The 26,633-nt window shown below is 39.1% G+C and carries 29 protein-coding genes, 1 other RNA gene and 1 riboswitch; of the genes, 18 read left to right on the forward strand and 12 right to left on the reverse strand.

Annotated elements, in window-relative coordinates:
- The first annotated feature begins 18 nt into the window (after positions 1-18).
- Entirely contained in the window at positions 19-1,023 is a 1,005-nt protein-coding gene (locus L1999_RS12215; RefSeq protein WP_235743788.1) for a DUF3231 family protein, read from the forward strand.
- A 64-nt stretch (positions 1,024-1,087) separates the two neighbouring features.
- On the opposite strand, the gene L1999_RS12220 is transcribed toward L1999_RS12215, so the two are convergent.
- Positions 1,088-1,969: a YhcN/YlaJ family sporulation lipoprotein gene (locus tag L1999_RS12220; protein ID WP_235743789.1), complete on the reverse strand. Its 882-nt coding sequence runs from the start codon at positions 1,967-1,969 to the stop codon at positions 1,088-1,090.
- A gap of 194 nt (positions 1,970-2,163) precedes the next feature.
- Here L1999_RS12220 and L1999_RS12225 point away from each other — a divergent pair, with 194 nt between their 5' ends.
- Positions 2,164-3,189, forward strand: coding sequence for a threonine aldolase family protein (locus tag L1999_RS12225; protein ID WP_235743790.1), 1,026 nt, complete (start codon positions 2,164-2,166; stop codon positions 3,187-3,189).
- 305 nt (positions 3,190-3,494) lie between these two features.
- Here L1999_RS12225 and L1999_RS12230 read toward each other — a convergent pair whose 3' ends face one another.
- From L1999_RS12230 to L1999_RS12245, 4 genes are all read right to left on the reverse strand, one after another.
- A complete protein-coding gene (locus L1999_RS12230) occupies positions 3,495-3,653 on the reverse strand; it encodes a hypothetical protein (RefSeq protein ID WP_235743791.1) in 159 nt (52 codons plus the stop codon).
- A 69-nt stretch (positions 3,654-3,722) separates the two neighbouring features.
- On the reverse strand, positions 3,723-3,944 hold the full coding sequence (locus tag L1999_RS12235; protein WP_235743792.1) for a hypothetical protein: 222 nt from the start codon (positions 3,942-3,944) through the stop codon (positions 3,723-3,725).
- Between the two features lie 137 nt (positions 3,945-4,081).
- The gene (locus tag L1999_RS12240) at positions 4,082-4,336 is read right to left on the reverse strand and encodes a hypothetical protein (protein WP_235743793.1); all 255 of its coding nucleotides are present in this window, start codon (positions 4,334-4,336) and stop codon (positions 4,082-4,084) included.
- 47 nt (positions 4,337-4,383) lie between these two features.
- On the reverse strand, positions 4,384-4,659 hold the full coding sequence (locus tag L1999_RS12245) for an ArsR/SmtB family transcription factor (RefSeq protein WP_235743794.1): 276 nt from the start codon (positions 4,657-4,659) through the stop codon (positions 4,384-4,386).
- Between the two features lie 175 nt (positions 4,660-4,834).
- Here L1999_RS12245 and L1999_RS12250 point away from each other — a divergent pair, with 175 nt between their 5' ends.
- The 6 genes from L1999_RS12250 to L1999_RS12275 all read left to right on the forward strand — a co-directional run bounded on the left by L1999_RS12250 (position 4,835) and on the right by L1999_RS12275 (position 10,107).
- Complete coding sequence (locus L1999_RS12250; protein ID WP_235743795.1) at positions 4,835-5,152, forward strand: antibiotic biosynthesis monooxygenase family protein; 318 nt, start codon at positions 4,835-4,837, stop codon at positions 5,150-5,152.
- 316 nt (positions 5,153-5,468) lie between these two features.
- Positions 5,469-5,702 (forward strand): hypothetical protein, encoded by a 234-nt coding sequence (locus L1999_RS12255; protein ID WP_235743796.1) that lies wholly within the window; start codon positions 5,469-5,471, stop codon positions 5,700-5,702.
- Between the two features lie 245 nt (positions 5,703-5,947).
- Positions 5,948-6,715 (forward strand): TSUP family transporter, encoded by a 768-nt coding sequence (locus L1999_RS12260; RefSeq protein WP_235743797.1) that lies wholly within the window; start codon positions 5,948-5,950, stop codon positions 6,713-6,715.
- A 21-nt stretch (positions 6,716-6,736) separates the two neighbouring features.
- The gene (locus tag L1999_RS12265) at positions 6,737-7,348 is read left to right on the forward strand and encodes an NUDIX hydrolase (protein WP_235743798.1); all 612 of its coding nucleotides are present in this window, start codon (positions 6,737-6,739) and stop codon (positions 7,346-7,348) included.
- 453 nt (positions 7,349-7,801) lie between these two features.
- Positions 7,802-8,611 (forward strand): LCP family protein, encoded by an 810-nt coding sequence (locus L1999_RS12270; protein ID WP_430540033.1) that lies wholly within the window; start codon positions 7,802-7,804, stop codon positions 8,609-8,611.
- A gap of 134 nt (positions 8,612-8,745) precedes the next feature.
- Positions 8,746-10,107: an IS1182 family transposase gene (locus tag L1999_RS12275; RefSeq protein WP_235739642.1), complete on the forward strand. Its 1,362-nt coding sequence runs from the start codon at positions 8,746-8,748 to the stop codon at positions 10,105-10,107.
- A gap of 152 nt (positions 10,108-10,259) precedes the next feature.
- Here L1999_RS12275 and L1999_RS12280 read toward each other — a convergent pair whose 3' ends face one another.
- Positions 10,260-11,078 (reverse strand): cobalamin-binding protein, encoded by an 819-nt coding sequence (locus L1999_RS12280; RefSeq protein WP_235743800.1) that lies wholly within the window; start codon positions 11,076-11,078, stop codon positions 10,260-10,262.
- A gap of 346 nt (positions 11,079-11,424) precedes the next feature.
- On the opposite strand from L1999_RS12280, the gene L1999_RS12285 reads away from it, so the two are divergent.
- The 5 genes from L1999_RS12285 to L1999_RS12305 all read left to right on the forward strand — a co-directional run bounded on the left by L1999_RS12285 (position 11,425) and on the right by L1999_RS12305 (position 16,060).
- A complete protein-coding gene (locus L1999_RS12285) occupies positions 11,425-11,697 on the forward strand; it encodes a hypothetical protein (protein ID WP_235743801.1) in 273 nt (90 codons plus the stop codon).
- 218 nt (positions 11,698-11,915) lie between these two features.
- Positions 11,916-13,493 carry a phytoene desaturase family protein gene (locus L1999_RS12290; RefSeq protein WP_235743802.1) on the forward strand — a complete coding sequence of 526 codons (1,578 nt, stop codon included), beginning with the start codon at positions 11,916-11,918 and terminating at the stop codon, positions 13,491-13,493.
- Positions 13,494-13,711: 218 nt separating this feature from the next.
- A complete protein-coding gene (locus tag L1999_RS12295) occupies positions 13,712-14,197 on the forward strand; it encodes a C40 family peptidase (protein ID WP_235743803.1) in 486 nt (161 codons plus the stop codon).
- Positions 14,198-14,323: 126 nt separating this feature from the next.
- Positions 14,324-15,685, forward strand: coding sequence for an IS1182 family transposase (locus tag L1999_RS12300; protein ID WP_235739642.1), 1,362 nt, complete (start codon positions 14,324-14,326; stop codon positions 15,683-15,685).
- A 237-nt stretch (positions 15,686-15,922) separates the two neighbouring features.
- The gene (locus tag L1999_RS12305) at positions 15,923-16,060 is read left to right on the forward strand and encodes a hypothetical protein (RefSeq protein WP_235743804.1); all 138 of its coding nucleotides are present in this window, start codon (positions 15,923-15,925) and stop codon (positions 16,058-16,060) included.
- Between the two features lie 74 nt (positions 16,061-16,134).
- Here L1999_RS12305 and L1999_RS12310 read toward each other — a convergent pair whose 3' ends face one another.
- The gene (locus L1999_RS12310) at positions 16,135-16,287 is read right to left on the reverse strand and encodes a lmo0937 family membrane protein (protein WP_235743805.1); all 153 of its coding nucleotides are present in this window, start codon (positions 16,285-16,287) and stop codon (positions 16,135-16,137) included.
- 164 nt (positions 16,288-16,451) lie between these two features.
- On the opposite strand from L1999_RS12310, the gene L1999_RS12315 reads away from it, so the two are divergent.
- Positions 16,452-17,294 carry an aldo/keto reductase gene (locus tag L1999_RS12315; protein ID WP_235743806.1) on the forward strand — a complete coding sequence of 281 codons (843 nt, stop codon included), beginning with the start codon at positions 16,452-16,454 and terminating at the stop codon, positions 17,292-17,294.
- Between the two features lie 72 nt (positions 17,295-17,366).
- On the opposite strand, the gene thiC is transcribed toward L1999_RS12315, so the two are convergent.
- From thiC to L1999_RS12335, 4 genes are all read right to left on the reverse strand, one after another.
- Positions 17,367-19,151, reverse strand: a complete 1,785-nt coding sequence (gene thiC / locus L1999_RS12320; RefSeq protein WP_235743807.1) for a phosphomethylpyrimidine synthase ThiC — start codon at positions 19,149-19,151, stop codon at positions 17,367-17,369.
- A 132-nt stretch (positions 19,152-19,283) separates the two neighbouring features.
- A riboswitch (TPP riboswitch) is annotated at positions 19,284-19,398 on the reverse strand.
- Between the two features lie 81 nt (positions 19,399-19,479).
- On the reverse strand, positions 19,480-20,598 hold the full coding sequence (locus L1999_RS12325) for a Ger(x)C family spore germination protein (protein WP_235743808.1): 1,119 nt from the start codon (positions 20,596-20,598) through the stop codon (positions 19,480-19,482).
- Between the two features lie 3 nt (positions 20,599-20,601).
- A complete protein-coding gene (locus L1999_RS12330; protein ID WP_235743809.1) occupies positions 20,602-22,071 on the reverse strand; it encodes a spore germination protein in 1,470 nt (489 codons plus the stop codon).
- A complete protein-coding gene (locus L1999_RS12335) occupies positions 22,061-23,137 on the reverse strand; it encodes an endospore germination permease (protein WP_235743810.1) in 1,077 nt (358 codons plus the stop codon). The genes L1999_RS12330 and L1999_RS12335 overlap by 11 nt, the downstream gene beginning before the upstream one ends.
- Positions 23,138-23,476: 339 nt before the next feature.
- Between L1999_RS12335 and L1999_RS12340 the strand changes: the two genes are divergently transcribed.
- The 3 genes from L1999_RS12340 (at position 23,477) to L1999_RS29590 (ending at position 25,542) form a co-directional block, all read left to right on the forward strand.
- A complete protein-coding gene (locus tag L1999_RS12340) occupies positions 23,477-23,923 on the forward strand; it encodes a MarR family winged helix-turn-helix transcriptional regulator (RefSeq protein ID WP_235743811.1) in 447 nt (148 codons plus the stop codon).
- A 253-nt stretch (positions 23,924-24,176) separates the two neighbouring features.
- Positions 24,177-25,208: an NADH:flavin oxidoreductase/NADH oxidase gene (locus L1999_RS12345; protein WP_235743812.1), complete on the forward strand. Its 1,032-nt coding sequence runs from the start codon at positions 24,177-24,179 to the stop codon at positions 25,206-25,208.
- 205 nt (positions 25,209-25,413) lie between these two features.
- On the forward strand, positions 25,414-25,542 hold the full coding sequence (locus L1999_RS29590) for a hypothetical protein (protein ID WP_275677591.1): 129 nt from the start codon (positions 25,414-25,416) through the stop codon (positions 25,540-25,542).
- A gap of 120 nt (positions 25,543-25,662) precedes the next feature.
- Here the strand turns inward: L1999_RS29590 and ffs are convergent.
- Positions 25,663-25,928: signal recognition particle sRNA large type (gene ffs, locus L1999_RS12350), an RNA gene on the reverse strand.
- A gap of 154 nt (positions 25,929-26,082) precedes the next feature.
- On the opposite strand from ffs, the gene L1999_RS12355 reads away from it, so the two are divergent.
- On the forward strand, positions 26,083-26,622 hold the full coding sequence (locus tag L1999_RS12355) for a hypothetical protein (protein WP_235743813.1): 540 nt from the start codon (positions 26,083-26,085) through the stop codon (positions 26,620-26,622).
- Positions 26,623-26,633: the final 11 nt, after the last annotated feature.

Raw genomic sequence — 26,633 nt, forward strand, 5'->3', positions numbered from 1 at the left:
CCGTGAGGAGGGTTCTAAATGGTAGGTCAATCTGAAATCCGTCTGACGGCAGCGGAAATGTCGACTTTATGGTCTCAATACATAAATGATACCTCTGCTATTTGTGTGAACAGGCACTTTTTAGAAAAAGCTACTGACCCAGAAGTACGAACCATTATTGAATTTACTTTAACTGAAGCGAAAATTCATGTTGAGTTTCTACAGGATTTTTTTAATAAAGAAGACTTTCCCATTCCATTTGGCTTTACGGACAGGGATGTATTGCCGGAAGCGCCAAAACTGTTTTCCGATACGTTCGTTTTGATGTTTTTAAGACAAATGTCCATTCTAGCCATGACCGCCAGCAGCGCGGCTTTAGGATTAACGACACGAGAAGATGTAGTATCTTTTCATAAACGAGTTTTACAAGCAGCGGTTAAACTGCAAGACCTAACGCGCCACTTGATGTTAAAACAAGGGACATATATTAGACCACCGTTTATTTCAACACCTGATAAAGTAGACTTTGTCGAGAAACAGCAATTTATAAACGGAATTCTTGGTAAAAAAAGAGCGTTGACATCGATTGAGATTACTCATCTGTTTATGAATGTACAAACAAATGCGATTGGAAAAGCTTTAATCACAGGATTTGGTCAGATCGCCAAGAGCGAAGAGGTCAAGCAGTTCCTGAATAGAGGCAAACAAATTGCTCATAAACACATGAATATCTTTAGCGATTTCCTCATGAAAGAAGATCTTCCCGCACCAATGAGCTGGGATGCGGCTGTAATGGATTCCACAGCATCGATATTTTCAGATAAGTTAATGATGTTTATGACATCAGCGATGATTGCTGCTGGAGTTGGTAACTATGGAATGGCTATGGCTGCAAGTCCTAGGAAAGATCTGGCCTTTCGGTATGCCTCTTTGATTCCTGAAATTTCCTTATATGCGGAAGATGGGGCCAATATTTTAATAAAAAATGGCTGGATGGAGGAACCTCCGCAAGCGGATGATAAGGATCAATTGATGAATCGTTAGAATTCGTCAAGAAAAGAAGCATTGCCATTTCCCATTGAGGAAAAGCAATGCTTCCTTTTACCGCTTAACGGAAGATGTTCTTAACGGTATTGTTAAAGTCGTTCCAAAGGTTGTTGTTGTTTTTGTTACGTCCTTTTGTGTTTAAATCAGTTGAATAGTTGGTCATTTGACGAAAGAAGTCCCGATCATATGAAATATAGACGCGGTGGACTCCCTTATCTGCTGTACGGACTTGATCGGCAATTCGCTGATCAAGAGGTGATGACACGCTGCGGTAGTTCGTACCAGTAGTCCCATCATTTGTTCCAGCAGTACCGTCATTTGTGCCGGTAAAAGTAGTATTGTTGTTGTTCATGGTCCCTGTGTTGTTGTTATTATTTGTGCCGCGAATACCAATTGTACCACGGGTGTTCGAAGCACCTCCAGCGCCAGGGTTTAAGCCAGTCCCTGTATTGTCAAGCGCATTTACACCGGTCGTACTAGGGTAGTTTCCGTTCAGACCAGTTCCTGCACCACGTGCTGTAAGGTGGTTGTCACGTCCATTTGTTCCAGTGGTCCCTAAATTATTATTGGTACCAGTGATGCCAGTGGTTCCCCTAGTACCTGTTGTGTTGTTACGATTGTTTGTGGTACCCGTTCCCGTTTGGAAGCGATTGTTTTTTAAGCGGACGGCAACATATGCGTCATTGTTTCGGATGATAACATGTGCTAAATCCACTTCTTGCAGTTTCTCAACCGCTCGTCCTGCACGGTTTGAATAGCGTAAGTTGTGAGTATTTACATTGTTAACATTAAGGCGGTTATTGTTATCGTTCCTGACGTTGCGAACATCAAGCGCATTGTTGTTCATGTCATTTCTTAGGTTGTTTTTAGTTCCATTATCGGCACAACCAGTTAAACCAACGAGGGTAGAAGCTAATACGAAAGTGACTAAACCTTTTTTCAAGAACTTCACTCCCTAAAAATAATGTGGTACATATATATCGTCACCTAGATGAGGGGAACTATTCGAGACCAGACAGAGGTAAATATTGATATGACTATTCTCACTTAGGGGAGTAGGGATTCACTTGAATTGTCGGATTATGGTAGGATAAAGGGTGAAATGAAAATGGTAAATTAAAAACGGGGGAACTGAAAATGTACAGCTTTAAGAATGACTACAGTGAGGGAGCACATCCACAAATCCTAAAGGCAATCATGGAGACCAATTTAGTTCAAGAAGAAGGATATGGGGAAGACCGCTATTCTTTACAGGCAATCGAGCTGATAAAGAAAAAACTGGGACGGGCTGACGTGGATATACATTTCTTAACAGGAGGGACGCAAACAAATCTGACAGCTATTTCGGCATTTTTAAGACCGCATGAGGCGGCTATTTCTGTAAGTAGCGGTCATATTCTTGGCCACGAGACGGGTGCGATCGAGGCAACAGGGCATAAGGTTCTGTCGGTGGAAAGTAAGGACGGGAAACTAACACCAGCAGGTGTGCAAGCTGTCCTAGAAGGTCATCCTGATGAACATATGGTTAAACCAAAACTTGTATACATATCCAATTCGACGGAAATCGGCTCGATTTATAAAAAAGAAGAGCTGCAGGCGTTAAGTGATTTTTGTCGGGAAAAGAATCTTATTTTATATATGGACGGGGCAAGACTCGGGTCTGCACTTTGTTCAAAGGAAAATGATCTTCAAATAAGTGATTTGCCTGACCTTGTTGATGCTTTCTATATCGGTGGAACGAAGAATGGAGCGTTGTTGGGCGAGGCATTGGTGATTTGCCGCGAGTCTCTTAAGGAGGATTTTCGTTATCATATTAAGCAAAAAGGGGCGCTCTTAGCGAAGGGAAGATTAGTCGGGATCCAATTTCTTGAATTGTTCCGGGAACATTTGTTTTTTGATTTGGCGGAGCATGCCAATCGGATGGCTGCTTTGCTTCAAGATGCTTTCAAACAAGCGGATGTGAAGTTTTTAACGAATTCTCCGTCGAATCAAATTTTTCCGATTTTACCTGTTAAGGTGATTGCTGAGTTGGAGAAGAAGTATTCGTTTCATGTTTGGGAGAAGGTTGATGAAGATCAATCGGCGATTCGATTAGTGACTTCTTGGGCAACGAAAGAGGAAGAGGTTGTTGGCTTTATTGAGGAACTGAAAAAATGGGTGTAGGGCGGTAGAACAATCTATAAAATAATTTAAGTATCATATTTCGATTCTCATGTTCTTAAAAATCCCCTTAAATAAGAGTTGTGTATGTAATTTGCCTGTTGATTTCCGCTCCAGGCGGCTTCGCTTTCCGCGGGCGTGCCGGGGAGCCTCCTCGGCGCTTTTAGCGCCTGCGGGGTCTCCCCTGTCCCGTACTCCCGCAGGAGTCTTCGCCGCCTTCCGCTCCAATCAACAGGGTTCTTTTACTTAGTCTAAATTAAAAAGACACCCCTAAAGTTAGAGTGAAATCTGACTTTTGGGGTGTTTATTTATGTCTGTTTATCTTTTTTTGAGTACTTCTCCAGTTTGTTCATTAATTCGTTTAATTTTTGTTCGAGGGTATCCAGTTTTTCCTTCTCTTTCTGGATAATTTTTTCGAGTCGATCTTCCATTGAATCATCATTTAAAGGAGTGTTGGCTGAAGTCATAAGGAATCAGTCCTTTTTTAAATGATATTTTTTGATAAAAAGAGAGGCTGGACTGATACCTGTATCCTATTACCGTTTTTTCTTCTTGGACAGGTCAGCAACGGCATTTTTCCCTTTTGTGACTTTTTCTAATACCACTTGAACATGATACTTATTTTCTTCCACATTGGTAACACTTGAAATGGTTCCTTTTTTTCCTTTTATTTTTAATTCTTCCCCAACGGAAGGGACCCGTTGAAGGAGCTGGCTTAACAAAAGGTTTTTGTTTTCAAAAAAATGAACGGCAAACATTTAGTCTCACCTTTTTTCATATAGAATGGGTTAGAAATAAATCCTCATCTAAATATATGATTATTATAAAATTAGAGACCATGTTCATTAAAAATTGTACAAAAAAGATCTCACATTGGAGATCTCATCATGAGCGACTATTCAACTTCTTTAAGCATGCTTTCAATATTGGTTAAACGTGTGCTCAAATCATTAATCGCTTTTAATTGCTGCTGTTGAAAATGAGTATTTTCTTGTTCTAATTTTAGACGTTCTTCTGCACGGCGTTCCGTCCTTCTAACAACCCGAATGATATAAACGATCAAAACAATCACAAGCAGAATTGGCAAAATGAACGAACCGAGGCCAATTATAGGAAATATAAAATCGCCTGCATTTAAGTTAGAAAACATAATAGGTAACATTCCTTTCCAAAATTTTTAAAAATAATACTCTAAAGTTACTCCTTTCGTTTTTTTAACGTTAGGCTGTCAGCTAAACCAGCGATGACTTGTTCGTTTAATGTGAGGTTAAAAGAGTCTAGCTCATAATATTTCATCGCTTTACCATTCTCTGAAATTTCGTGATGGCTCCGAATTAGTTCAACTTCCTCTAATTTTTGCAGATGAAGGTAGAGTAAGGGACGGCTTATCCCCAGATCTCTCGCTAACTGACTCACATATTGCCGTTCTTGATGAAGAATCGCAATAATCTTTAACCGGTAAGGGTTTGACAAGGCTTCCAGAATCCTAAGGAGATCATCACCATGTTTTAAGTCTTTCATATGTAATAATTTTATTACATGTGAAAAGAAAACGCAATACTAAAAAGGAAATATTTTATATTATTTCCTTTTTATATGAAACTATGTATATAGTGAAATAAGGTAACCAAAAAAAGCGGGAAAAAGGATGAACAAAGCACCACAGCCGCCCTATTATGCTGTTATTTTTACTTCAGGGCGCACAGATGGGGATAAGGGCTATGGAAAAATGTCAAAAACAATGGAGGAACTGGCGTTGATACAGCCAGGTTTCATAGGAATGGAAAGCGCGAGGGATTCACAATTAGGTATTACGGTTTCCTATTGGGAGTCAGTGGAAGCGATAGAGGCATGGAAAAACCATGCAGTGCACCGACTTGCACAGCAAAAAGGCAAAGAGGAATGGTATCAGAACTATACCGTTAGAATTTCTAAAGTGGAGCGGGCTTACTCTTTCGAGAAATAAAGAGCTTAAAAAGGTAACAAGGAATCCCTTGTTACCTTTTCGTATTAGTGTATCGATCTGGGGCGGCTTGTTGGGCATCTAACCATTTATTTATTTTTAGAAAAGATAGTAGGATAATAATACAAACCATCCAAAAAATTTCCCATACATTGTTTTATGCCTCATTTTGTATGAAATCAGGCAGTGCTGAGCGCGGACAAGCTAAGTTACCAGAGTTCAACTAAATGAGTGCTGGCCTTTTTTTATGGGGGGTGTTACGAGATATAGCACTCCTCCATTGGATAGCACAAAAAAAATAGTGGAAGAAGGGATTAGAATGAGTGAACTAAACCAAGAATGGCTGGAACAACTCCAGAAATTAAACCAGCAGCAATTCAAAAATATGCTTGATGAGCAGGCCAAGAAACGTCGAAAAAATAAATTTAGAGAAAATCTAAAGAAAAGCCAGGAAGAATCGTTTCAATCACTAAAAGATAAATATGCGACACCTGCCAATCAGCCAACGTCATCTTTGGCAGATATGCTAAAAAACCTGTTTAATCAGAAATAATGAAATAAACAAGCCCAACAGGATCTACAAAGTACAAGCTATTTAGGAAAAAAGTTGTTCCATAAATGGGAGCAACTTTTTTGGGTAGGAAGAATCATTTTATTAATAAAGTAATCAATCCTCTGTTTGTATAAACAAGCGTATCAGCACAAGTAAAGCACGTAAACTTAATAAGGACTATTTACAATTATGAAAATCTTAGCTACTATTTCTATAGTTATAGTTATATAAGAAAGTGTGAGTAGATGCCATTTGATTTAGATCCATCCTTATTCGTTATTTTAATTGTATTTGGCTTTTTAGCCGCATTTATCGATTCAGTTGTCGGCGGCGGCGGACTGATTGCCTTACCAGTTTTGTTATTTACAGGATTGTCACCCGCGGCAGCGGTGGCCACCAATAAATTAGCGGGAACCATTGGCTCGTTAACCAGTACGATTATGTTCTACCGCTCCGGAAAGCTTGATATCAAGTCCATAGTTAAGCTATTTCCATTAACGTTTATTGGCTCAATGATTGGTGCGTGGACCGTACATTTGATGAACCCTGAAATTTTGAAACCTTTGATGCTGGTCATGCTCGCGGCCGTAGCGATCTATACCATTTTTAAAAAGGACTGGGGAAGTGTAACCACCAATAAGAAATTATCCATTCGTCATTTAACCATTTTTCTGATCCTTATTTTTGCGATTGGTTTCTATGATGGGTTTATTGGCCCGGGAACGGGTTCATTTTTAATATTTGCCTTTTTAATGGTTGGTTTTGACTTTTTAAAAGCAGCAGGGAATGCCAAGTTTTTAAATTTTGGCAGTAATGTTGCGGCACTGTTAATGTTTATGTATTTAGGACATATCCATTATGCTTATGGAATATTGATGGGGATTGCCCAATTCGCTGGGGCCATCTGCGGCTCGCAATTTGCGATCAAACGGGGAAGTGGTTATGTCCGCGCTTTGTTCATCGTCGTGACCTTTTTATTGCTGGCGAAAAATACATATGATTATCTTCATTAACTAGAAGCAGGTGGGATCAAGATGGAGACCGAACAAATAAAAATATTCGATCAAGCGCGAAATGAAATGGGTGTGGCTAGTCGCGAAGAGGTACATAAAAAGGGATATTGGCACGAAGTGTTCCATTGTTGGTTTTTAAGCCATAATGATCTCCTATTACAGGTTCGCAGTGAACAAAAAAAAGAGAATCCGTCCTTGTTGGATATCACTGCTGCCGGTCACCTATTAGCCGATGAAACGGTAGCAGATGGTGTCCGTGAAGTGAAAGAGGAACTTGGTGTCGATGTTCCTTTTGAAGAGCTAGTGCCATTAGGAATCATTGAGTATTGCTCGATTCAGGGAACTTATATCGATAATGAAATAGCGAACGTATTCTTATATAAATGCCATGTGGAAATCAAGGACTTTCACCTTCAAAAAGAAGAAGTGGCAGGGATTGTAAAAGTCTATTTTAACGACTTTCGCCAACTCTGGGATGAATCCAAAGATGTGATTCGAGTGACGGGGTATGAAATAAAGGCAGATGGAAGTAAGCACTCTATTGATCAGCTCGTTGGACGAGATCAATTTGTTCCACACCCAGCTGGATATTATCAAACCATTATTGAAAAAATAGACGAGCAAATAAAATAAATACGAACAATTGGGAGTGTTCATAAGGAAACACTCTTATTTTCTTGAAATGAAATAAAATACCTTTAATTGAATAGGCCAAACCCTTTGGTTTAGGGATGCAAAAAGGAGGAATAGAGGTAATGAATTCAGAGTGGATCAATTTAATGGTAGAAATATAGGCTAATTCGTCTAGGACAAATGAAAAATTGACAAATTAGCCACAAATCAGTATATTTTAAAACTAGGAAATCTAAGTTGTCCTTTTTTTGAAAATAGATCATCACTAGTTTACTAGTTTCCTCAAAATGAAATTTTTCCGGAATAATATACTATAATAATGATAGAAGGTGTACCATGGAGAGAATGCGACGAAGAAGAAGAGTTAAATGGAAAAGAGTTTTTATGTTTTTATTCCTCTTAATGATCATTGGGGTTGGTGCGTATAGTGCTTATGAGTATTCTCAAGGAGTTATGCTCGGTAAGGAAGGCAACAATAATACAAAAAAAGCATACGCTTTTAATGGCGAAGAAGTGAAGTTTGGAAAAATAAATGTCCTTCTGTTAGGAAGTGACTCCCGGGGAGAAGAGCATTCCAGAACGGATTCCATCATGATTGCCCATTACGACCAAAACAGCCATAAAGCAAAATTAATTTCCATCATGAGAGATACGTATGTCGATATCCCTGGTCATGGAAAGCAAAAACTCAATGCGGCGTATGCATTTGGCGGGCCAGAATTACTAAGAAAAACGATTAAGGAAAATTTTAATATTGATGTAAACTATTATGCTGTAGTTGATTTTAAAGGTTTCTCTAAAATTGTAGATATCGTAGCACCTGATGGAATTAAGGTAGATGTACCACATGAAATGTCTTCAGGGATTGGCATGGTCATAGAGCCAGGAAAGCAAGTTTTACATGGTGATAAGTTATTAGGATATGTCCGCTTTAGACATGATAACCTCAGTGACTTTGGCCGTGTGCAGCGACAGCAGGAAGTCATTGGGAAACTAAAGGATGAAGCCTTAAGTGTTGGGACCTTAGTAAAACTTCCAAAAATAATGGGTGTTGTTGGTTCATATGTTGATACCAATTTAAATAAATCAACGATGTTTTCTTTGGGGAAAGATGTGCTAACCAACCAATCCGGTGACATAAAAACCATACGTATTCCAGTGGATGGTTCTTTTAGAAATGAAACATTTGATGGGATTGGAGCAGTCCTCCGCGTCAACCTGGATGAAAACCAGTCCGCTATCGATAAATTTTTAGCTTCGTAAATGAAACAAATATTAAAAAAACACTTACCAAGAGTAAGTGTTTCAGACTGTCGACAAATCCGAAAAAATTAAGGGTTTGTAGGCAGTCTTTTTTGTATAATTGGGATATAGATAATTTTTTTGAGGTGGATAAGATGTTAAGTAAGAATACACAGATAAATCGTGACCAATTAGAAATGATAGCTTTAGAACAACTTGTGCCGGCCAACCATTTAGTACGCAAGTTAGAAGCTTCTATTGATTTTTCATTTATCTATCCCCTGGTTCAAGAAATGTATTCTACTGAAAGAGGACGCCCAAGCATTGATCCTGTGATATTAATTAAGATGGCATTCATCCAATACACCTTCGGAATTCGATCTATGCGAAGAACTATTGAAGAAATCGAAACAAATTTGGCTTATCGTTGGTTCTTAGGCTTTGGATTTTATGATAAAGTGCCTCACTTCTCTACCTTCGGTAAAAATTACGAACGACGTTTTAAAGATACAGATTTATTTGAACAGATCTTCTATCGTATTTTGAAGGAAGCCTCTGATAAGAAATTGATTAGTAGCGAGCATGTATTTATAGATTCAACCCATGTAAAAGCAAGTGCAAATAAACATAAATTCGAGAAGAAATTAGTTAGAAAAGAAACGAAAGCATACGAAGCAAGACTACAAGAAGAGATTAATAAAGACCGTGAAGAACATGATAAAAAGCCATTTCCACCAGATAAGTTTGAGAAAGAGGAATTTAAGGAAATAAAAAAAAGTACTACTGACCCTGAGAGTGGTTATTACGTAAAAGACGAGCGTACGAAACAGTTCGCATACTCATTCCATGCGGCCGCTGATCGAAATGGTTTTGTATTAGGGGCAATTGTAACTCCTGGGAATGTCCATGATAGTGTCATTTTCGAACCACTATTGGAAAAGGTAATCGAGAAACAAGGAAAACCTTCTGCTGTTGCTGCTGATGCTGGATATAAAACACCTGCTATTGCCCAATACATATTTGAAAATGATATGACACCTGCTTTACCTTATACTCGCCCTCGTACGAAAGAGGGGTACATGAAAAAATATGAATATGTTTATGATGAATACTACGATTGTTATATCTGTCCGCAAGGACAAGTATTGAAGTATGCAACTACGACGAAGGAAGGCTACCGTCAATACTTCTCTAATCCGATTGAATGTGAAAAATGTCCCTTACTTTCAAAATGCACGCAGAGTAAGGAACATAAAAAACTCATTCAGCGTCATGTCTGGGAACACCATATAGAAGAAGCCGAATATCTTCGTTCGACACAAGAGAATAAAAGCATTTACGCAAAACGCAAAGAAACCATTGAACGTGTTTTTGCAGATGCCAAGGAAAAGCATGGTATGCGTTGGACAACCTTAAGAGGCCTAAAAAAATTGTCCATGCAAGCGATGCTTACTTTTGCTGCCATGAATTTAAAAAAGATGGCCAATTGGACTTGGATAAGTCCAGAAATGGCGTAGCAATAAGCATAGGATAGGCCTAACTTTTGCTCTTACGAGCAAAAAAACAACAAAAAGACACCCAGATTGGCACATCCGGATGCCTTTTGTCTACAATCTGAAACACTTACCAAGAGTAAGTGTTTTTTTGTGATCCAGCTATTCCGAATCGGTCAAGAATTTATTAACAAGTCGAGATGTTCGTTTACCTGTGGATAAATGTCAGGATGAAGGAAATATCCAATTCTAGCCAACCCGTTTAATAGGCGGGGGGATGGCCTGCAAAAAAGAGGTTCATCGAGAATATAGAGTTGTCTGTTTTTAATAGCGTTCATTTGCCGCCAACCTGGACGTTTGAGGATGACCTTTGGGTTTACTTTCTTTTTCTGAACACCTACCCATACAATGCAGATAACGTCTGGATTTCTGCTTTTTACATCTTCCCAATCTGTTTGGACACTTGCTTCAGAATAATCTTCAAAAATATTTCGTCCACCGGCAAGCCTGCTCATTTCGGTCAACCAGTTCCCAGCACCTGGAGTGAATATGGGCTTTGCCCACCATTCCCAATAAAGTGTTTTTGGTGTTTTTACTTGCAGGCTTAAAGAGTCGTAGGTTTGAAGAATACGCGTAAATCTTTCATAAAGGTGGTGAGCTTTGTCATCGGTATTGGTTGCTCTTCCGACAAACAAAAGACAGTCTGCTACCTCTTGCAAGGTTTGTGGATTCGGAACAATGACATATGGGATCTGACGTTTTTCCATTTCTGAAATATTGCGTTCCATCCCTGGAACGGAAAGGGAGGCTAAAACCAAATCAGGCTGTAACTTTTCTAATTTATCCATATCTATATACAAATCTGGTCCCAGCCTTGGCAAACCATTGATTGCTTCGGGCCAGTCAGAAAAATTATCTATCCCGATTAAGGATGATGTTAACCCTAAATAAGCTACTAATTCGGTATTGCTCGGACAAATCGAAATCAATTTCATATGCGATCCCCCATCTATACGATCTTATTAACTATTATAATAAAACCTTTTTCGCTTTGGACATAATCAAAATTAATTTTCCATAAATCCCATCTAAAGGGTGAGGTGGTAATATAAAATGCTGAGGAATGGGGGATCATCTACGAATCGAAAAGCAGGGGCTTTGAAAAAATAGATGTTAAATCCTAATCCATACGAATAAAGGTTTTAGAAATAAAGTAGAGAGTAATAGGGAAAGAATGGCTGTCTAGAAAAAGAGTCAAGATTTTGCCCTTGCAATCAACCCTATAATATGATTTTATTATGTAGTAAAAAACGTATATAAAATGGAGGAGCCAGTAAAAAAATGAAGTTTCCTAAAAATATTCTACTAGATTCTGTTGCCGAACGAAAAAATCATCAAAGCTATGGACTAGAATTTGTCCAAGAGCTAGGACATGATGATGCAGGTTATTCTGAGATGCTCGTGATTATTTTTAAATATCAAGATAAATATTATAGTGTTGATATCCAACATGTGAATGGAGAGAACAATTACGACCACTGGGAAGAGGAAGTGGAATGTCCAGAGGTAGTTAGGAAAGAAGCAATTCAGTATTATTGGGAAGAAGTTAAATAGACATACGATACCAGTAACTTAAGCTTATAGGGGTCTTTTTTAGAAGAGAGGAACGTCTTAAAGGATGTTCCTCTCTTCTAGTTTTCTAGTAGCCATTTCTGAACGACATAGCACGAAATATCTAATAAATTTAAGCTAGAATTAGTACTTAATATCCAAATGCAAGAATATCTTTTTACGTATAACTTGGCTATAAGCTATATGGAGGAGAGAATCGAGTGGGAAAATATGATGTGATTATAGTTGGAAGCGGCCATAATGCGTTAATAGCAGCGGCCTATTTAACTCGCGCAGGCCGTAGTGTGCTAGTGTTAGAGAAAAATGATCGTCCCGGCGGTTTTCTGCGCACTGATGAGCTGACATTACCCGGATTCAAGCACGATGTTTTTGCAGCAGCACATCCGCTTTTTACCACAGGTCCCGCGTATGCTGAACTTAGAGAGGACCTAGAAAAGAGGGGACTAACCTACTTAAATACGGATTTGCCTACCGGAGTTTCGATGGAAGACGGACGTACAGCGGTTCTGCCGACTTCATTTGCAGCACTCATAGAAGAAGCAGAAAGGCTTGCTCACGATGATGGCTTGGCTTTGGCAGCCATGTTTGAACAGTTAAATCCTTATGTGAACGATGTATTCGGATTATTTAACATGGATCTATCAAGCCCTGAAGCTTCTCCTATTATTAAGCGGTTGTTACATGAAGAGGGTGGAAGTGGTTATTCACCTTTTGCGGCATCTATTGTAACCACAGCCCGTCATACCGTTAGTTCCCTTAAGTCACCGGTAACGAGGGCAATGCTCGCATCGTGGGTCACACATTTGGGACGAACGCCAGATGAAGTAGGGAGCGGGATTTGGGTGCCTCTGACGACGATGGCATTGATGGGCGGGGGAATGCCAATTCCGGAGGGCGGCAGTGAAAAACTGATTCACGCTTTGGTCCAACTAATAAAAGACCAGGGTGGGGAGATTGTAACGCAATCTTTAGTTGAGCAAATTTTAGTGGAAAATGGGAAAGCAGTGGGTGTTCGGACAGCTAAGGGAAGAAAATATTTTGCTAAACAGGCTGTGGCAGCTACGACTACTCCTGATCAACTCTATCTCTCCCTCTTAAAGGATACGGAAATTTCACCACCACTTCGTGCCCAAGCAGAAAAGTTCCGATATGGCCGCGGCTGTGTGCAGATTCATTTAGCCCTTAGCGAACCGCCACAGTGGCCGGATGAACGATTTCATCGTGTGGGGCAGCCTCATTTAACGGACGGTTTGGACGGATTTACACTGGCGATTGCTCAAGGGATGGCTGATTTGCTGCCTGCTAAACCAACATTCACGGTTGACTGTTCGACAAATCTTGACCCAACTCGTGCCCCGGAAGGCAAAGCGATTATGCGGCTTCAGGTATTGGAAGTGCCGATTCGTCCGCGTGGGGATGCGGCTAATCAAATTGCCGTGGGGAATGGAACCTGGACCCATGATTTAACAGAGCGGTTTACCGAACGGGTATTAGATATAGTGAGCAGACATATTCCGAACATTCCTAGTGCAGTTATTGGTAAATATGTGGTTACACCTGATACAATCGCTAGATTTAACCCAAATGCAGGCCCAGGGGATCCATATGGCGGGGCACACGATTTGGCGCAAAGCTATCTGTTTAGACCCCTTCCAGGGCAGCCTGGTCATCAGACCTCCATTCCAAATGTCTATATGCTTGGTGCCGCTACCTGGCCGGGACATGGAGTGAATGGCGGCTCCGGCTATATTGTCGCTCAGAAGCTGCTGGCACAGTAATGCTTCTTGGTAACCGAATTGATCGGGATCAAGAGACCCTATTTCCGATTTTGGAAATAGGGTTTTTCATTTTTTGAATTTTCTTCTAAAGAAATTGTGTCAAAAGATGTAAAATACTTTGTCGAGTGAAACTTTTTAATGTATTGAAACTAAAACATTCCTCCTAAGGTCTAAATAAATGTTGATCAACAAAATGACATTAATTGGAGGTTAGAAAAATGATTCAAAGTTTACGGTTACCAAAATGGGTATTAGCTGGATTCACATCTTTGGCATTAGCAGTGACGTTTTTATTCACTCCTTTTTTACACAAGGCAGAAGCATCAACTTCTTGGGGGCAGGAAGTAACCGCTGTGGCTAATCGATATGTTGGTGTACCCTTTAAATGGGCTGGTGCAACTCCGAAAGGATTCGATGCTTCGGGGTATACACAATATATTTTTTATAAATCTGCTGCTAAAATAAAACTTCCACATTCTTCGAAGGATCAATTCAAACTTGGAAAGTCTGTAGTTAAGAGCAACCTGAAAGAAGGGGACTTGGTCTTTTTTAATACCAATGGAAAAGATATTTCCTTTGTCGGGATTTATCTTGGAAATAATAAATTTATCGCGGCTACCTCAAAGGGTGTATCGATTCAATCGTTAACGTTAAAGTATTGGAAAGACCGTTATGTTGGTGCAAAAAGAGTTTTAACGGAATAGCTGCAACAGAAAAGAGCTGCACTTGTGGCAGCTCTCAGACTGTCGACAAATCCGAAAAAATTAAGGGTTTGTAGGCAGTCTTTTTTGTATAATTGGGATATAGATAATTTTTTTGAGGTGGATAAGATGTTAAGTAAGAATACACAGATAAATCGTGACCAATTAGAAATGATAGCTTTAGAACAACTTGTGCCGGCCAACCATTTAGTACGCAAGTTAGAAGCTTCTATTGATTTTTCATTTATCTATCCCCTGGTTCAAGAAATGTATTCTACTGAAAGAGGACGCCCAAGCATTGATCCTGTGATATTAATTAAGATGGCATTCATCCAATACACCTTCGGTATTCGATCTATGCGAAGAACTATTGAAGAAATCGAAACAAATTTGGCTTATCGTTGGTTCTTAGGCTTTGGATTTTATGATAAAGTGCCTCACTTCTCTACCTTCGGTAAAAATTACGAACGACGTTTTAAAGATACAGATTTATTTGAACAGATCTTCTATCGTATTTTGAAGGAAGCCTCTGATAAGAAATTGATTAGTAGCGAGCATGTATTTATAGATTCAACCCATGTAAAAGCAAGTGCAAATAAACATAAATTCGAGAAGAAATTAGTTAGAAAAGAAACGAAAGCATACGAAGCAAGACTACAAGAAGAGATTAATAAAGACCGTGAAGAACATGATAAAAAGCCATTTCCACCAGATAAGTTTGAGAAAGAGGAATTTAAGGAAATAAAAAAAAGTACTACTGACCCTGAGAGTGGTTATTACGTAAAAGACGAGCGTACGAAACAGTTCGCATACTCATTCCATGCGGCCGCTGATCGAAATGGTTTTGTATTAGGGGCAATTGTAACTCCTGGGAATGTCCATGATAGTGTCATTTTCGAACCACTATTGGAAAAGGTAATCGAGAAACAAGGAAAACCTTCTGCTGTTGCTGCTGATGCTGGATATAAAACACCTGCTATTGCCCAATACATATTTGAAAATGATATGACACCTGCTTTACCTTATACTCGCCCTCGTACGAAAGAGGGGTACATGAAAAAATATGAATATGTTTATGATGAATACTACGATTGTTATATCTGTCCGCAAGGACAAGTATTGAAGTATGCAACTACGACGAAGGAAGGCTACCGTCAATACTTCTCTAATCCGATTGAATGTGAAAAATGTCCCTTACTTTCAAAATGCACGCAGAGTAAGGAACATAAAAAACTCATTCAGCGTCATGTCTGGGAACACCATATAGAAGAAGCCGAATATCTTCGTTCGACACAAGAGAATAAAAGCATTTACGCAAAACGCAAAGAAACCATTGAACGTGTTTTTGCAGATGCCAAGGAAAAGCATGGTATGCGTTGGACAACCTTAAGAGGCCTAAAAAAATTGTCCATGCAAGCGATGCTTACTTTTGCAGCCATGAATTTAAAAAAGATGGCCAATTGGACTTGGATAAGTCCAGAAATGGCGTAGCAATAAGCATAGGATAGGCCTAACTTTTGCTCTTACGAGCAAAAAAACAACAAAAAGACACCCAGATTGGCACATCCGGATGCCTTTTGTCTACAATCTGAGAGCTGCACTTGTGGCAGCTCTTTTGTTATAGTGCAGTGAGTAGTTTTTCCCTATCAGTAAAAAGAGAAGTCACATTTTCGACTATCCATCATATAGTAACTTCTGTGCTAGAAAAGTCAGGAAGGAAGTATGACAATGAATAACAAGCTAGTAATAACACCACAGAAAAACGACAACCAAAATGGAGGGAATGGATATAAAATTATCGAATTTAACGTCTCCGATCCAACCGAGAACTTATTTGCCGTTGTTACTCCCATTAAAAAGCAATAGAGGAAGCACGGGGACGGTTCTCATGCTTCTAAAGAAGCACAAGAACCGTCCCCGTTATTTCACCATTTTGTTCTTTACGCTCGATTCTTCGTCCTGCCGGAAATAAATTTGAAGATAATGACTATGGCAGCCACTACTAATAGAAGGTGTATAAGTCCTCCGGCTATATGGAATACAAGCCCAAGTACCCAGAATAATAGTAATAACCCAACAATTGTCCAAATCATTAATATCCCTTCTTTCTAAAGAAATGGTTTGGTATGTATCATACCCATATTTTTAAAAAGTAAATCACGCGGTAGCCGACTTATCTTTTAACTTCATTCTATTTCGACGAAATCTAATCATCATTATGGTAATTTAGAGATAGACTTGAAAGGAGAGATGAGAGATGGGGAAATCGATTCCAGAGATTACACTGAATGATGGGCTGACATTGCCAGTTATAGGATTAGGCACGTATAAGCTTAAGGGGAATGAAGGTGTCAAATCGATCTTAAGTGCGATTGATACCGGCTATCGATTGATCGATTCAGCTTATAATTATGAAAATGAGGGAACTGTCGGTGAAGCTGTTCGACAAAGTGCTGTTCCAAGAGAAGAGCTAAAGATAACCTCCAAACTGCCAGGCCGCTATCAAACCTATGATAAGGCTGTTACAACCATTCAAGAATCGTTATATCGAGCAAATTTAGATTATTACGATGTCTATTTAATTCATTGGCCAAATCCGAATCAAGATACCTATGTTGAAGCTTGGCAAGCTTTAATTGACGCCAAAAAATGGGGTCTGATTCGTTCAATTGGGGTTTGCAATTTTTTGCCAGAGCATATTGAGCGTTTAGAAAAGGAAACAGGCGTAAAACCGAGCATGAACCAAATAGAATTACATCCATTTTTTAATCAAGCCTCACAAAGAAGCTGGCACGAAGAAAACAAGATTATAACCGAATCTTGGAGTCCATTAGCACGGGCAAATGAAGTGTTACAAAATGATACCCTTGAACAAATTGCCGAACACCATCATAAATCGATACCACAGATTATCTTACGATGGCATTATCAACTCGGGGCCATTTCAATCCCTAAATCTGCATCACCACAACGGCAGCTTGAGAATATTTCCATTTTTGATTTTTCCTTAACTGACACAGAAATGAACTTAATCTCAGGATTAACTCGCCCAGATGGAAGAATCAACAACCAAGACCCAGCTACATACGAAGAATTCTAGAAGCGTGGAAGCATAGGGACGGTTCTCACGCTTCTATGGAAGCACAAGAACCGTCCCCTTGCTTACCCTTGCTTACTGATAGATGTTACCGCCAGATTGTCTAAACTCTTCGGCTTTTTCCTTCATTCCTTTTTCGATCTCTTGCTTCTGATCAAGTTGGTTTTCTTTTGCAGCGTTTCGAATATCATGTGAGATTCTCATGCTGCAAAATTTTGGTCCGCACATGGAGCAGAAATGAGCTGTTTTTGCCCCTTCAGCAGGCAGTGTTTCATCATGGTACTCCAATGCTCTCTCAGGATCCAATGATAAATTAAATTGATCTCTCCAACGGAACTCAAACCGAGCTTTAGATAAAGCATCATCTCTAATTTGTGCACCGGGATGCCCTTTAGCTAAATCAGCCGCGTGTGCAGCAATCTTGTAGGTAATCACTCCTTCGCGGACATCGTCCCTATTAGGTAGTCCAAGGTGTTCTTTTGGAGTCACATAACATAGCATGGCGGTACCAAACCAGCCAATCATCGCAGCTCCAATCGCAGAAGTTATATGATCATATCCGGGAGCAATATCCGTTGTAAGAGGTCCCAGTGTATAGAAGGGCGCTTCCTTACAAATCTCTAGTTGTTTATCCATGTTCTCTTTAATGAGGTGCATCGGTACATGTCCTGGACCTTCGACCATTACCTGTACGTCATGATTCCAAGCAATCTGCGTTAATTCTCCTAGAGTTTCTAATTCAGCAAATTGTGCTTCATCATTTGCGTCTGCAATCGACCCAGGACGCAGCCCGTCTCCTAATGAAAAGGACACATCAAATGACTTCATAATTTCACATATTTCTTCAAAGTGAGTGTATAAAAAGTTTTCTTTATGATGATGTAAACACCATTGGGCCATAATCGAACCGCCACGTGAGACAATTCCGGTTAACCGTTTCGCTGTTAACGGAACATATCGTAAGAGAACACCGGCATGGATCGTAAAGTAATCTACACCTTGTTCAGCCTGCTCAATTAAGGTATCACGGAAAACTTCCCAGGTCAGGTCTTCGGCAATTCCGTTCACTTTTTCAAGTGCCTGATAAATGGGAACCGTACCAACGGGAACGGCTGAGTTTCGAATAATCCACTCACGAGTCGTGTGGATGTTTTTACCGGTAGAAAGATCCATGATTGTGTCGGCACCCCAGCGAGTGGCCCACGTCATTTTTTCCACTTCTTCTTCAATGGAGGAGGAAACCGCCGAATTCCCAATGTTAGCATTTATTTTTACATGAAAATTCCGTCCGATGATCATCGGTTCTGTCTCTGGGTGGTTGATATTAGAAGGAATAATCGCTCGGCCTCTTGCGACTTCATCACGAACGTATTCAGGCTTCATATTTTCCCTGATGGCGATGAATTCCATTTCAGGGGTAATGATTCCTTGTTTTGCATAATGGAGCTGTGTCACGTTTTTCCCTTTTTTTCCTCGTAATGGCTTACGCTTTAATCCAGGAAATACTTTATGATTAGCCCTAGGGTCCTGTAGATCTTGATACCCATTATCTTCTGGTTTGATTTCACGGCCTTCATACTCTTCAACATCAGATCGTTCTTGAATCCAAGTACTTCTTAGCGCAGGAAGACCCTTTGTGATATCTACGGAATAATTTGTATCTGTATAAGGGCCGCTTGTATCGTACACTCGTACTGGGGGATTAGTTTCCTCTCCAAAGGTACTTGTTGTCGGATTTAGCTCAATTTCCCGCATTGGCACCTTAATATCGGGTCTTGAACCCTCTACATAAACTTTTTTACTGCCTGAAAAATTGGACATGATGGAAATGTTTTTTTCATTTAATGAGGTTGTTGCCATTGATAATCTCTCCCTTTATTAAAAATGTAAAGGACGAGTTCTAGAACATAAATGGGGAATAAAAGCACATAAAAAAGCCGGGTCCATAAAAGGATGGACCCGGCTATATGTATGCAGAAGTTAATCTTAATAAAGATGATTGGTCAACTTCCCCACGCTGGTATGATCCAGATCAGGTCCAAAGGGTCAAGAAACTTAAACGTGTCTCTCTCTCAGCCCAATCTATTGGACTCCCCTAGTTATAAATATTTAACTTTGTTTAGTATACAAGAGCCGTTAATGAAATAAAAGGTAAATTAATAAAAAAACGTAATATGAGGATTTCGTACTAGCGTTTATAATGTATGTTTTGTTGTATCTTTATGTCAACATTGATATGTTTTACAGAGGTCTTATTAATATTATTAATAACATTAATGTCCCACTTTTTGTGATGATAACGATAGGGTATTTCAGTAATATTTAAAAGGTCAGCATTTATTTGATCGCTTTTTTCCAAGGTTAGTTGAATTTCATTTCTCACTTTCTGAGCTAATTCTTTTTCAATGGTACTCACACTCAAATTCTCTACATTTTGATTGATATAGGCGTTGGCTTTTACAATTATGTCATAGGCAGGTTGTGGACCACTTATTACTTTAATGGAGCTTTTTGGTTTTATAATTTGTACACTTACTTGCTCTTTAAAGAGTGAAATCGGGATTCGACCTGCCTTTTCGGAAAACCACTTTAACCCAATTAGATCATGTTTTTTGACCCAGCCCTTATACTGATGCTGTGCAACAACAAATCCTCCGGTCAAAGCTGCAATATTTATGGGCTTTTCATCCTGCAAGAAAATCTTTTTCTTGATATCAATGCTCGGGATGATCAAGGTACCTACTGATTGGTTATATTTTGAAATAATACGGTTGTATTTTTCAATTGGCATTGAATAGTTTTCCTTTAATAACGGACTAGGACTATGGAGGACGGTATAGATAGAGGGGTAATTAAAAAAACTTTCTGCTAAAAGAACCTTTTTAATATCACCATTTGTTCCATACAGCCAACAATTGTACCTGAGGTAAGAGTTCTGCCCGATATACTCAACAACAGTAGGTAAATGCTTCTCAATGACATTTTTACTTAAAACAAAAGTATTCACATGACCGTAGTACAGCGGAAGAGTAGCATGCTGCTCTAATTTGCTGATGGCTGCCTGGATACTTTTACCTGTGGCATGACCAATTAAAATCGGTGCAGCCTGTTGCAATCCAGAACTGCCTTCTAGTTTGGCGATATTGGAAAAATTCAATGCTTGAAGATACACGGTATACTGCCCTTTAGAATAATCAAATCCGATGGCCGTTATATAAGTTTCATTTTGAATTTCTTTTGCACCTGTACAACCTGTCGCAATCAAGAGGAGACAACTGAGTATAGAAAGGAATATATATCTCATCATTCATTACTCCTTTTGACTATCGGGATCGATAGGACGATAGGCTTTGTTCCGTTTCTTGAGAAATGGAAATGGCATCTTTAAGAAGTTTTTAAGAATGTCGGCTCTATTTGGATCGGATAAATAAGAGATATAAGGCTGTCCAAAACTTTCCAATGAGACGACATGGGTTAATAACAGAAAGAAAGCAATAAAGAAACCAAATAAACCTAAAAAGGATGAAAATAGTAAGACAACCATACGAAGCAGGGCAATATTACCGCCAATGGTTTGGTTAATCAATGTATAACCAGAGATTACGGTGATAGCAACAATCACTAACATAGAGGGAGAGGTTAACCCGGCACGGATGGCAGCGTCACCGATAAATAACCCTCCAAGAACGGCCACCGTCTGGCCAACCGCTTTCGGAAGACGTACACCAGCTTCTTTAAATAATTCAAATAAAATCAACATAATCATAGCCTCTGCAGGTGCGGATAAAGGCAGCCCCATTCGCGATATGGTAATGGTTGCCAATAGTGAATAGGGTATCTGATCTAATTGAAACGTGATTAAGGCAATGTAGAAGCCTGGTAAAAAAACGGTAGTAAAAACACCAATGATCCGTTGGATTCGAATAAAGCTTATATAATAAAAACTTTGATGTACGTCTTCGGGTGAGTAGAGAACTTGATTGAAATTAGTTGGACCTAAAATAACTGAAGGATTTCCATCTACGACAATGACAAACCTCCCTTGGTTTAAAGATTGAACAACAAAGTCTGGTCTTCCGATATGGTCCATTAATGGAAAAATAGAATAAAGATTATCATAGAGATGCTCTTCTAGTTCGTAACTGCTGACAATAATATCAATCTTGATGGATTCTAAACGTTTTTTTACTTCATCTAGAAGGGAAGGGTTGATAATGTCATCGATATAAAGCAACAATACTTTGGTTTGGCTACGCTCACCTAGTGTATATTCCATACTTTTTAAAGAAGAGGTTTTTAATCTCTGCCGGATTAATGCCATGTTATCCGAGACATTTTCAACAAATCCATCTCTTGGTCCTCGGACGGAAGTCTCTAAAGTGGATTCTTCTGGACTTCTCTTTGGAGCGTTGGAGATAGGGATCGATAAGAAATCATTCACAGCATAGCAAAAAATAAGTAGTTCACCTGAAAACAGTTTCTTTTCCAATTCAGACTTGATATTTTTACCTTCTTTAAGCGGGCTAACCTCCATAATCTTGCTTAAAAGCTCAATGGTGAAAGAACCGTGCTTTTCTATCACCATATTAATTTGAGGAAAAATGACTTCGTTCAACGATCTTATATCCACTAAATTGGGACAAAAGAAGAATTCTAATGAGCAAGTGGAATTCTTCACTTTATAGGTTCTTTGTTTGACTGTTATATCAGAAGAACCTTCGAACCAATTTTTCACTTGGACAATGTCTATGGTTTGTTTAGAAGACTGATTATTTTTCATGGCTCACACCTTTTAACTTGATGAGTAGGAAAACCAGCAGCAGTAGGGAAATTTGAAAGATTAGGTTAATGGGAAAATAAAAGTTTTTCAAAAAATAAATAAAGGAGACGGAATCCCAATGAATGCTAGCTGCAATAATTAATAAAACATAAAGCATTGGAAGGACCCATTTATGTTCCGTATTCAGCGAAAAGCCCTTTGCAGCGATATATAAAGATAAACTGATCCTGATAAAGGCACCTGACAGCCACTGGAAAATAGAAAGAAAATCAAGGCGAGTGACATGCAATCCAATTGTAAGCAATCTCCACTCTTCATAAGCCGGATTCCTCATTTTTTCCGCTTCTACTGAGCCAAATTCGGTAATCGCACCCACTAAGGGTCCAAAGGATAACCCTGCAAGTATGATCCCCGTTAATATGAGCCATTTCATTTTTAATTTACCTTTAACGTTTGAGGTTAAAAATAAGATAAAGGATACTTCAACTAAACCGGAACATGCATATCCTAATCCTTTAAAAAAATCGATATAGCCATTTTCAAAAACAGGGAACAATTGCTCGTAATCCTTATTCGGTATATTTCCCACCCCAACTAATAATCCAAATAAGACAACAATGGGCAGGATCAGCATCGCTATGGTACAAATGGCGCGAAGCCCTTTAGCGGATGAATAATAGCAAATCAAGGCAAACAAGGAAACAACCACATAATTCGGAACATCAAAGGTATAATTGGCATTGGACCAATAAATCGTAAATTTAAGAGTAATTAAGGCAATAATAAAGAAATGAGCACCAAACATGATTGAAAAAATAATCGAGACCCATTTGCTATAAGCATGATTTAGAAATGAGAGAAGGTCCTGCTGGTTTATTTTTTTATAAATATAGAAAATGAACAAGAACCAAAGCGTGATCGGAACAGCACTAGCAAGAGCGCAAAGCCAAGCATCTCTTTTAGCGGTTGATAACAAAATCGGGAGGCTTAGGACATGAACCATAAACCCTGAGAAAAGAATCAGTAAGATATAAATATGTGAGGCATGGATTAGTTTTTGATTCATTCGGGACCACCTGTCGAATACTTTTTATTAGTGTAACCCTTGCATAATTGGGATATGTATGTATTTTCCAATTCTAGTTGACTTCCTAATGGGTATTTTTTTGGTAGTACCTGGAGCAAATAAGATGAACTAACACAAGCTGGCTTACCAAACATTTGCCTTTTCTTTGTTAGAAAATCTCACGTATTTTAAGAAAATTAAAATATTGCTATATTCACAGAATTTATTTGCTTATTTTAAGCATCCTGACCAATTGACTAGTAATTAAATTAATTGATAGTATAAAGGTAAATAATACACAGGCTCTAGGGCCTTTTGGACAAGAATAGGGTGGTACAGATGGAATCGACTCCACAAAAACAACTAATAACCAATTGGTTATCCTTCTCCAATTTTCAGATGAATATTACAAATGAGTTAGAGAGCAGCCTTCAACAAAAACATCAATTATCACTGAACGAGTTTTATGTTCTCTTATTTTTGAATGAAGCACCTGAAAAAAAATTAAAATTACAGCAACTACAGAACTTGGTCGGTTTAAGTCAAAGCGCCATGTCTAGGTTGGTAAGCCGATTTGAAGCAAGGGACTGTGGTGTCTTAAAAAGAAATATCTGCGTAGACGACCGCAGAGCGATTTATACTTCCTTAACACCGGAAGGAGAAGAAAAGCTTAACAAGGCAATGATTACGTTTCATGCAACACTAGAAAGGACCTTTTCGAAAGAAACGGTTATAGAAGAATTACAACAACTAATGGGTCAATTAAAAGGAAATGCGACGAAGTAAAATCGGGATGGTTAAAAAGGCCGGGTTGCTTGGTCCCGTTTTTTAGTGAAAATCATCTTACTTGACGTGTGGTTTTTTTGTGTGTTAATTTGTATGCATGCACATGCATTTTATGGATGTGACTTATAACTTAGTTTTTTAGACGTGAAATAGGTTGGTTAAAATGGCGAAAAAAGTAGACGCTATCCTTTTTGTATTACTTTATAAATCAACCTTTTTCAACTAAATGCTAATCGATTGAAGGAGTGTTCACATGGATCATTTATTTACACCTTACCAGTTAAAGGGACTGCAGTTGAAAAATCGCGTTGTCATGCCACCGATGTGTCAGTACTCGGTTACTAATAAAGATGGACTAGCGACAGATTGGCATTATGTACATTACGTAAGCCGAGCGATTGGCGGTGCCGGCTTAATTATTATCGAAATGACGGATGTGGAACCAGATGGCCGAATTTCTGATTATGATTTAGGTTTATGGTCAGACGATCAGATTGCTCCATTAAAACGGATTGTAGACGCCTGCCATCAATATGGAGCGAGAGTCGGGATTCAGATTGCACATGCGGGAAGAAAAGCGGAAGATGCAGAAGTACCCGTGGCTCCATCTGCGATTCCATTCGACGAAAACTCGAAAACTCCAAGGGCCCTGTCTACAGAAGAAATAAACGAAATAGTAGAAAAATTTCGCTTGGCTGTACAACGAGCTGTAAAAGCAGGATTTGATGTAATTGAACTTCATGGTGCCCACGGATACTTGATTCATCAATTTACATCCGCATACACCAATAAACGAACAGATGAGTATGGACAGGATTTAACAAAGTTTGGCAAAGAAGTCATTCAGGCAGTAAAAAGTGAAATGCCTGAAAATATGCCATTAATCATGCGCATTTCTGGAAGAGAATACGTAGAGGGCGGTTATGGAATCGACAAAGCGATTGAATTTTCCGGGGTTTATCAGCAGGCAGGAGTAGATATGTTCCATATAAGTGCAGGGGGAGAAGGTCCCATCGCTGCGGCAGGAAGACCTGGAACGCACGTTGCGTACCAAGTACCATTAGCAAGAGCCATTAAAGAAGCACTTCATGTCCCTGTAATCGCTGTAGGAAGACTAGATGAGCCAGGATTGGCAAACGCTGTGATTGGCAACGAAGATGCGGACCTTGTGGCAGTCGGAAGAGGAATGTTAAGAAATCCATATTGGACCTTAGAAGCCGCATCAGCTCTTCGGCAAGAAACAGAAGTCCCAAGACAGTATACATCAGGTTTTCCAACCCGCTAGAACGATAACATGAAAAGCGGCGTAACGTCTAATTATAGAAAAGACCTATTCATGACGTGTGCATCAGCACACGTCATTTTCTTATGTCATCAAAGATAATCGAATAGCCTGGTCATTAGAAAGCAAAACTAATATTGTGGGTGCAGATAAAGAAAACAGAAAAAGCATCCTTGTTAAAATAAAACAAACATTATGAGGTGTCAAAATGGCTAAAAACAAAAAAAGCAGATTTTCAAAAAATAAAAAAGGCGCACCAGTAGCTGATGTAGAATTTGACCGAGAAAATGGACTTGAAAAATTAGCGATAAAATCCCAACAAAATCATAACCAGTAAATAAAAATGGGTTAGTAAACCTTTTAGCTTAAGTTGATATTCGAGCTGGAGATCCAAATACTAACCTTAGTTAACCAAAAAAACTCATCCAAATGGATGAGTTTTCAATTATATATGTAACCGTGCACCTTCTGTCGATTAATCTCCATAAGCGTTGCGAAAAAAAGATAACTCAGCCCAGGCAACCCTTCGGCACATGAGAGCTTCCACTTAATGCTGCTTCCTTCCGGACCTGACATAGTTCATGGATTCCCATTGCGAAGGACCAAGACGTCAACATCACTTTTTTAAGACTGACCCTACAGCGAATTAACCTTGAAAAGGAATTCAACCCCGCTGGAGCGGATTGCGAGTACAGGGCACCGCTACCTCCCCGTCTAGCACGATACATTCATTATACATGCGGTTTGAGAAAATAACATTATACTTTCTCTGTAAAAAAGACCTAATTTTCCCAGGGTATCATAACATTGATTGATTCTTATCCATCCTTAAATGATTCTTTAAAATATGGGCAATCTAAAAAAGGAGGGTTTGCTTATGATCGTTTATCATGGTTCCATAGTAAAATTTGACCGCTTTACACAAACAACAACCATCCCACAACTACCAAACGATATCGATACAATTGGATTTTGGTTTGTGTCGGAAATAAAAGCAGCGAAACCTTTTGCTGTTGGAACCGAGACGGTTATCGAAAAATCAAAAACTGAGTTTTGGGACGATGGGGAACCAAAAGTCGTGCAATATGACAAATCTGTCTACGGCTTTATCTACAGAGTCTTTATTGATGAGCCAAACCTAAAGGAATATGAATCCTATGAATCGTTTATGAGGGAGCGGGACCCATATTGTGATTATTTTGCGGCCAAGAAGGGGAACCTTACTTGGAAGGATCAAGCAACTCTATTAAATAAAGAAGAAGCCAATGATAAATTTCGCAAACAACTTTTAAAACAGCGATATGATGGCTTTACAGTCCGAAACACACAACTGCAAAGTGATTCGGCAGACCTGTTTTGCCTTTTTTCGCAAGAGGCTCTGCTCATTGCTGATGTAATAGCTGTGGATGATGTATAGAAAAAATATGG

The sequence above is a fragment of the Neobacillus drentensis genome (genome assembly GCF_021560175.1).
In the GTDB taxonomy this organism is placed as follows: Bacteria; Bacillota; Bacilli; order Bacillales; family Cytobacillaceae; genus Neobacillus; species Neobacillus drentensis_A.

What these genes read in the sequence shown, in the direction of transcription:
- L1999_RS12225 (WP_235743790.1), top strand. Translation starts at nt 2,164, where the DNA reads ATGTACAGCTTTAAGAATGACTACAGTGAGGGAGCACATCCACAAATC.
- L1999_RS12230 (WP_235743791.1), bottom strand. Translation starts at nt 3,653, where the DNA reads ATGACTTCAGCCAACACTCCTTTAAATGATGATTCAATGGAAGATCGA.
- L1999_RS12315 (WP_235743806.1), top strand. Translation starts at nt 16,452, where the DNA reads ATGGGGAAATCGATTCCAGAGATTACACTGAATGATGGGCTGACATTG.
- L1999_RS12355 (WP_235743813.1), top strand. Translation starts at nt 26,083, where the DNA reads ATGATCGTTTATCATGGTTCCATAGTAAAATTTGACCGCTTTACACAA.
- L1999_RS12330 (WP_235743809.1), bottom strand. Translation starts at nt 22,071, where the DNA reads ATGAAAAATAATCAGTCTTCTAAACAAACCATAGACATTGTCCAAGTG.
- L1999_RS12295 (WP_235743803.1), top strand. Translation starts at nt 13,712, where the DNA reads ATGATTCAAAGTTTACGGTTACCAAAATGGGTATTAGCTGGATTCACA.
- L1999_RS12260 (WP_235743797.1), top strand. Translation starts at nt 5,948, where the DNA reads ATGCCATTTGATTTAGATCCATCCTTATTCGTTATTTTAATTGTATTT.
- L1999_RS12265 (WP_235743798.1), top strand. Translation starts at nt 6,737, where the DNA reads ATGGAGACCGAACAAATAAAAATATTCGATCAAGCGCGAAATGAAATG.
- L1999_RS12310 (WP_235743805.1), bottom strand. Translation starts at nt 16,287, where the DNA reads ATGATTTGGACAATTGTTGGGTTATTACTATTATTCTGGGTACTTGGG.
- L1999_RS12285 (WP_235743801.1), top strand. Translation starts at nt 11,425, where the DNA reads ATGAAGTTTCCTAAAAATATTCTACTAGATTCTGTTGCCGAACGAAAA.
- L1999_RS29590 (WP_275677591.1), top strand. Translation starts at nt 25,414, where the DNA reads ATGGCTAAAAACAAAAAAAGCAGATTTTCAAAAAATAAAAAAGGCGCA.
- L1999_RS12325 (WP_235743808.1), bottom strand. Translation starts at nt 20,598, where the DNA reads ATGATGAGATATATATTCCTTTCTATACTCAGTTGTCTCCTCTTGATT.
- L1999_RS12275 (WP_235739642.1), top strand. Translation starts at nt 8,746, where the DNA reads ATGTTAAGTAAGAATACACAGATAAATCGTGACCAATTAGAAATGATA.
- L1999_RS12250 (WP_235743795.1), top strand. Translation starts at nt 4,835, where the DNA reads ATGAACAAAGCACCACAGCCGCCCTATTATGCTGTTATTTTTACTTCA.
- L1999_RS12215 (WP_235743788.1), top strand. Translation starts at nt 19, where the DNA reads ATGGTAGGTCAATCTGAAATCCGTCTGACGGCAGCGGAAATGTCGACT.
- L1999_RS12300 (WP_235739642.1), top strand. Translation starts at nt 14,324, where the DNA reads ATGTTAAGTAAGAATACACAGATAAATCGTGACCAATTAGAAATGATA.
- L1999_RS12305 (WP_235743804.1), top strand. Translation starts at nt 15,923, where the DNA reads ATGAATAACAAGCTAGTAATAACACCACAGAAAAACGACAACCAAAAT.
- L1999_RS12270 (WP_430540033.1), top strand. Translation starts at nt 7,802, where the DNA reads ATGCTCGGTAAGGAAGGCAACAATAATACAAAAAAAGCATACGCTTTT.
- L1999_RS12335 (WP_235743810.1), bottom strand. Translation starts at nt 23,137, where the DNA reads ATGAATCAAAAACTAATCCATGCCTCACATATTTATATCTTACTGATT.
- L1999_RS12340 (WP_235743811.1), top strand. Translation starts at nt 23,477, where the DNA reads ATGGAATCGACTCCACAAAAACAACTAATAACCAATTGGTTATCCTTC.
- L1999_RS12235 (WP_235743792.1), bottom strand. Translation starts at nt 3,944, where the DNA reads ATGTTTGCCGTTCATTTTTTTGAAAACAAAAACCTTTTGTTAAGCCAG.
- L1999_RS12345 (WP_235743812.1), top strand. Translation starts at nt 24,177, where the DNA reads ATGGATCATTTATTTACACCTTACCAGTTAAAGGGACTGCAGTTGAAA.
- L1999_RS12240 (WP_235743793.1), bottom strand. Translation starts at nt 4,336, where the DNA reads ATGTTTTCTAACTTAAATGCAGGCGATTTTATATTTCCTATAATTGGC.
- thiC (WP_235743807.1), bottom strand. Translation starts at nt 19,151, where the DNA reads ATGGCAACAACCTCATTAAATGAAAAAAACATTTCCATCATGTCCAAT.
- L1999_RS12280 (WP_235743800.1), bottom strand. Translation starts at nt 11,078, where the DNA reads ATGAAATTGATTTCGATTTGTCCGAGCAATACCGAATTAGTAGCTTAT.
- L1999_RS12255 (WP_235743796.1), top strand. Translation starts at nt 5,469, where the DNA reads ATGAGTGAACTAAACCAAGAATGGCTGGAACAACTCCAGAAATTAAAC.